Raw genomic sequence first — 5,228 nt, forward strand, 5'->3', positions numbered from 1 at the left:
GCTGCTCTGTCCGACCGACGAGGTGCTGCCCATGGTATAGAGGCCAGTGATCGGCAGCTCGCCCTTAGGCGACTCCTGCACCGGCAGGCCATGACTTAGCTCCAGCTCGTTAAGGTAGTGGAGCTGGTTTTCATCAGGCGTGTAGAGGCAGATGCCGCGGGGAACGCTACCTTCAAGGTAACCCGGCATCAGCGGATGATGGTAATGCAATAATGTAGGCAGCAGACTGTATACCTGCTGGAAAGCAGGTCCCATAGCGGCCAGCGCGCGATCGACACGCAGTTGGTTTATGGCATCCAGTCTCTGTTTCAGAGTCTCAATATAGAGGTACAAGACGTATCGCCTGATGTTTTAAACCTTTCCGTAGCGCCATGCTGACAGCAACGTCGGCAATCGCGGTCCGGTTCAGATTTTTAGTATTACAAAGATACCCGTCAACCTTTTTCGTCCTTATGATTATGTGAGGAGAGACGAAAAAATGGTCTAAAACGTGATCAATTTAACACCTTGCCGATTGACCGTAAAGAAAGATGCGCTACATACAAGTGTAGCATCGTTCGTTACGTGTAAATCTCAGAATACGGCCTCTTCGCCCTCTTGCGCAATCACCCGTGAAAACTGACACCCTAAGACAACAGTGTTAGGATGGTCGATGGACGACAATGACGGTAACAAGCATGCCAGACACTATTTTAAGAATCGCCACACGCCAGAGCCCCCTTGCGCTCTGGCAGGCACACTATGTTCAGCAGCGCCTGATGGCCTGCCATCCGGGACTCAAGGTTGAGCTGGTGCCGATGGTTACGCGTGGCGATGTGATCCTCGATACCCCCCTTGCGAAAGTCGGCGGCAAAGGGCTGTTCGTTAAAGAACTGGAGCTGGCCCTGATTGAGAACCGCGCCGATCTGGCCGTCCACTCGATGAAAGACGTACCGGTTGAGTTCCCGCAAGGGCTGGGCCTGGTCACCATCTGCGAGCGAGAAGATCCCCGCGATGCCTTCGTCTCTAACCACTATGCGAGCCTGGACGATCTGCCGGAGGGCAGCGTGGTTGGCACGTCAAGTTTACGCCGCCAGTGTCAGCTGGCGGAACGCCGCCCGGATCTGGAGATCCGTTCGCTGCGCGGCAACGTCGGCACCCGGCTGGGCAAGCTCGATAACGGCGACTACGACGCCATCATTCTTGCCGTGGCCGGACTCAAACGTCTTGACCTCGAATCGCGCATTCGCGTGGCGCTGCCGCCGGAACTTTCTCTGCCCGCCGTGGGCCAGGGTGCGGTAGGTATTGAGTGCCGTCTGGACGATGAGCGCACCCGTGCGCTGCTTGCACCGCTTAACCATGATGATACTGCCCTGCGCGTCAAAGCCGAGCGGGCGATGAACATGCGGCTGGAGGGTGGCTGCCAGGTACCTATCGGCAGCTATGCTGAACTGGTCGCCGGTGAAATCTGGCTGCGGGCGCTGGTGGGTGCACCGGATGGCTCGGTGATGGTCCGGGGCGAACGCCGTGGCAAGCCGGAAGAGGCGGAGCAGCTGGGCGTCTCCCTCGCTGAAGAGCTGCTGGCTAATGGCGCGCGTGAGATCCTGGCCGAGGTCTATAACGGAGAAGCACCTGCATGAGTATCCTGGTCACCCGCCCCTCTCCCGCTGGGGAGGAATTAGTGAGCCGTCTGCGCGCACTGGGCAAGGTGGCCTGGAGCTTTCCGCTGATCGAATTTACCCCAGGCCGGGAGCTGGCTACGCTGCCTGACCGCCTTGCCGCATTTTCTGCTAACGACCTTATCTTTGTGCTGTCGCAGCATGCGGTGGCATTTGCCCACGCGCATCTCCAGCATTACGGCCTTCATTGGCCGCATGCGCCCCGCTATTTTGCCATTGGACGTACGACCGCCCTGGCACTTCATACCGTAAGCGGCATCAATGTACGCTATCCGTTGGATCGGGAAATTAGCGAAGTGTTGCTACAATTACCTGAATTACAAAATATTGCAGGTAAGCGTGCAATGCTGTTACGTGGCAACGGTGGACGCGAGCTGTTAGGCGATACGCTGGCGGCACGCGGCGCTGATGTTACATTTTGTGAATGTTATCAACGTAGTGCGAAGTATTATGACGGCGCGGAAGAGGCAATGCGCTGGCAGGCTCGCGGCGTCACTACCCTCGTGGTGACCAGCGGCGAGATGCTCCAGCAGCTTTTCTCATTGATTCCAGCCTGGTATCGCGAAAACTGGTTACTTCGCTGCCGTCTTTTGGTGGTAAGTGAACGTCTGGCGCACCTCGCCCGGGATCTGGGCTGGCAGGATATTCAGGTCGCTGATAACGCTGACAACGATGCGCTGCTGCGCGCATTACAATAACTCTCATAATGGGAAGCCATAATGACGGAACAAGAAAACACCTCTGCCGGGGTTGAAGAGACCAGGGAGGCCGTGGAGACCACGCCACAGCCAGAAAAAACTGAGAAGAAAGATCGCGCCATTAAGACCAGTCTCGCGCTGAGCGCGATTGCCATCGCCATTGCGCTGGCGGCGGGCGTAGGGCTTTATGGCTGGGTGAAACAGCAGACCTCAACGCAGTCCGCTAACAGCGACGCGCTGGTGAGCCAAATTACCGCCCTGCAAAAGGCGCAGGAGACGCAAAAAACGCAGTTTGAAGGCATTATCAAGCAGCAGAGCGAGGCCCTGGCCGCCGCAGAGCGCCAGCAGGCCGAGCAGAACAAGCAGCTTGATGAGCTATCGCAGAAGGTCGCGACTATCTCTGGAACCGACGCCAAAACCTGGCTGCTGGCGCAGGCCGATTTCCTCGTGAAGCTGGCCGGGCGTAAGCTGTGGAGCGATGGCGATGTCACTACCGCTGCCGCACTGCTAAAAAGCGCCGACGCGAGCCTGGCGGATATGAACGACCCCAGCCTGATCGCCGCCCGCCGCGCTATCACCGATGACGTGGCTAGCCTCTCAGGTGTGGCACAGGTCGATTACGACGGCATCATCCTCAAGGTTAACCAGCTCTCCAACCAGATCGACAATCTGCGTCTGGCGGATAACAACGACGACGATGCGCCGATGGATAACGACAGCAGCGAGCTCTCCAGTTCGCTGAGCGAGTGGCGGGTAAACCTGCAAAAGAGCTGGCACAACTTTATGGACAGCTTCATTACCGTTCGCCGCCGCGATGAGACCGCTGTCCCACTGCTCGCCCCGAACCAGGATATCTACCTGCGGGAGAACATCCGCTCTCGTCTGCTGGTTGCCGCTCAGGCCGTGCCGCGTCATCAGGAAGAGACCTACAAGCAGGCGTTGGATAACGTCTCAAGCTGGGTACGCGCTTACTACGACACCGATGATGCGAGCACCAAAGCGTTCCTTGAAGAGGTCGATAAACTCAGCCAGCAGAATATCACCATGGAGCTGCCGGATTCGCTGCAGAGCCAGCCGATTCTGGAGAAGCTGATGCAGACGCGCGTGCGTAATCTGCTGGCACAGCCAGCGGCAGCGGCGAATGAAGCCCCGCCAGCTCCGGCGGTGACTGAAGCAGCGCCTGCCGCTGCGCCGCAGCAGGGGGAATAATTATGCTAAAAGTATTGCTTCTCTTTGCACTGCTGCTCGCCGGGATCGTTGTCGGGCCCATGGTCGCTGGCCATCAGGGCTACGTGCTGATCCAGACTGATACCTACAATATCGAAACCAGCGTGACGGGTTTGGTGATTATCCTGATCCTTGCCCTGGTGGTGCTGTTTGCCGTTGAGTGGCTGCTGCGCCGTATTTTCCATACCGGTGCGCGCACCCGCGGCTGGTTCACAGGCCGCAAACGCCGCCGCGCCCGCAAGCAGACCGAGCAGGCGCTGTTGAAGCTGGCTGAAGGTGATTATCAGCAGGTTGAAAAGCTGATGGCGAAGAATGCCGATCACGCCGAGCAGCCGATGGTCAACTATCTGCTGGCCGCCGAGGCAGCCCAGCAGCGCGGCGATGAGGCCAGGGCGAATCAGCATCTGCAGCGCGCTACTGAGCTGGCTGGGCACGATCCTATTCCGGTTGAGATCACGCGTGTGCGTCTACAGCTGGCGCGTAACGAAAACCACGCGGCGCGCCACGGGGTTGATAACCTGCTGGAGATTACGCCTCGCCATCCGGAGGTGCTGCGTCTGGCCGAGCAGGCCTATATTCGTACCGGGGCCTGGAACTCACTGCTGGACTGTCTCCCTTCCATGGCGAAAGCGGGCGTAGGTGACGAAGCACACCGCGAGGCGCTGGCCCAGCAGGCGTGGATCGGCATGATGGATCAGGCTCGCGCCGAAGGAGGCAGCGACGGCCTGAAGACCTGGTGGAAGCACCAGAGCCGCAAGACCCGTCATCAGGCTGCGCTCCAGGCGGCCATGGCCGAGCATCTGATTGAGTGTGACGATCATGATACCGCGCAGGAGATCCTGCTCGACGGGCTGAAGCGTCAGTATGACGATCGTCTGGTCCTGCTGATCCCGCGTCTGAAGACCAACAACCCAGAGCAGGTAGAGAAGGCGCTGCGCCAGCAGATCAAAACCCAGGGCGATCGCCCGCTGCTGTGGAGTACGCTTGGTCAGTCGCTGATGAAACACGGTGAGTGGAAAGAGGCGAGCCTGGCGTTCCGCGCCGCGCTGAAGCAGCGCCCGGATCCGTTTGACTATGCCTGGCTGGCCGATACCCTCGATCGTCTACAGCAGCCGGAAGAAGCGGCCGCCATGCGCCGCGACGGCCTGATGCACACCCTGCAGAACAATCCCCCGCAGTAAACCCGCCATAAAAAAACGCCCGCTCTGAAACCAGAGCGGGCATTAAACAGGTCTGCGTGACAACAAATTTGGTGCTTCACTCAACGTTGTGTCCATGGTGTTTGATGAGGCCGGAGCGACATCTGTCTGTGGACGATAAGCACCATTAAACGGCTCTGCGTCATTCCTGAGTTTATGAAGCCTTGCGGCGAGCATAAGAGATGGAATGAGCATCTACAGGTATATTATTGCACAAGCCGTGCCACTTTTTCACTCCTAAAACTAGCAGCCTGTATTCATTTAGGAATTATGGAAGGCGTCACGAAATCGCGGTGAAAAAGGGTACGATAAGCCGATAATGACTGCAATCTGTCTCTTCTTGACGACGAATATAGACTGTTTTTATAGATATCTTATAAAACAATCAATTGAACGTCTTCTATTAGCGACAGTTGCATAAAATCGCAGCCGCGCTGGGGCTACGA

The 5,228-nt window shown here is 57.7% G+C and carries 4 protein-coding genes and 1 pseudogene; 4 read left to right on the forward strand and 1 reads right to left on the reverse strand.

Going from position 1 to position 5,228, the window contains the following annotated elements; translation table 11 throughout:
• Positions 1–333, reverse strand: a pseudogene (gene cyaA / locus EV102420_RS18435) (class I adenylate cyclase); the annotation flags it as partial.
• A gap of 344 nt (positions 334–677) precedes the next feature.
• On the opposite strand from cyaA, the gene hemC reads away from it, so the two are divergent.
• From hemC to hemY, 4 genes are read left to right on the forward strand one after another with little or no spacing between them, the layout of a single operon-like run.
• The gene (gene hemC, locus EV102420_RS18440; RefSeq protein ID WP_042394951.1) at positions 678–1,619 is read left to right on the forward strand and encodes a hydroxymethylbilane synthase; all 942 of its coding nucleotides are present in this window, start codon (positions 678–680) and stop codon (positions 1,617–1,619) included.
• Positions 1,616–2,356, forward strand: coding sequence for a uroporphyrinogen-III synthase (gene hemD / locus EV102420_RS18445; protein ID WP_042394956.1), 741 nt, complete (start codon positions 1,616–1,618; stop codon positions 2,354–2,356). Before hemC ends, hemD begins: the two co-directional genes overlap by 4 nt.
• Positions 2,357–2,377: 21 nt before the next feature.
• Positions 2,378–3,565 (forward strand): uroporphyrinogen-III C-methyltransferase, encoded by a 1,188-nt coding sequence (gene hemX / locus EV102420_RS18450; RefSeq protein WP_042394959.1) that lies wholly within the window; start codon positions 2,378–2,380, stop codon positions 3,563–3,565.
• Between the two features lie 2 nt (positions 3,566–3,567).
• Complete coding sequence (gene hemY / locus EV102420_RS18455; protein ID WP_042394962.1) at positions 3,568–4,764, forward strand: protoheme IX biogenesis protein HemY; 1,197 nt, start codon at positions 3,568–3,570, stop codon at positions 4,762–4,764.
• Positions 4,765–5,228: the final 464 nt, after the last annotated feature.

Source organism: Pseudescherichia vulneris NBRC 102420, from assembly GCF_000759795.1.
Taxonomy (GTDB): Bacteria; Pseudomonadota; Gammaproteobacteria; order Enterobacterales; family Enterobacteriaceae; genus Pseudescherichia; species Pseudescherichia vulneris.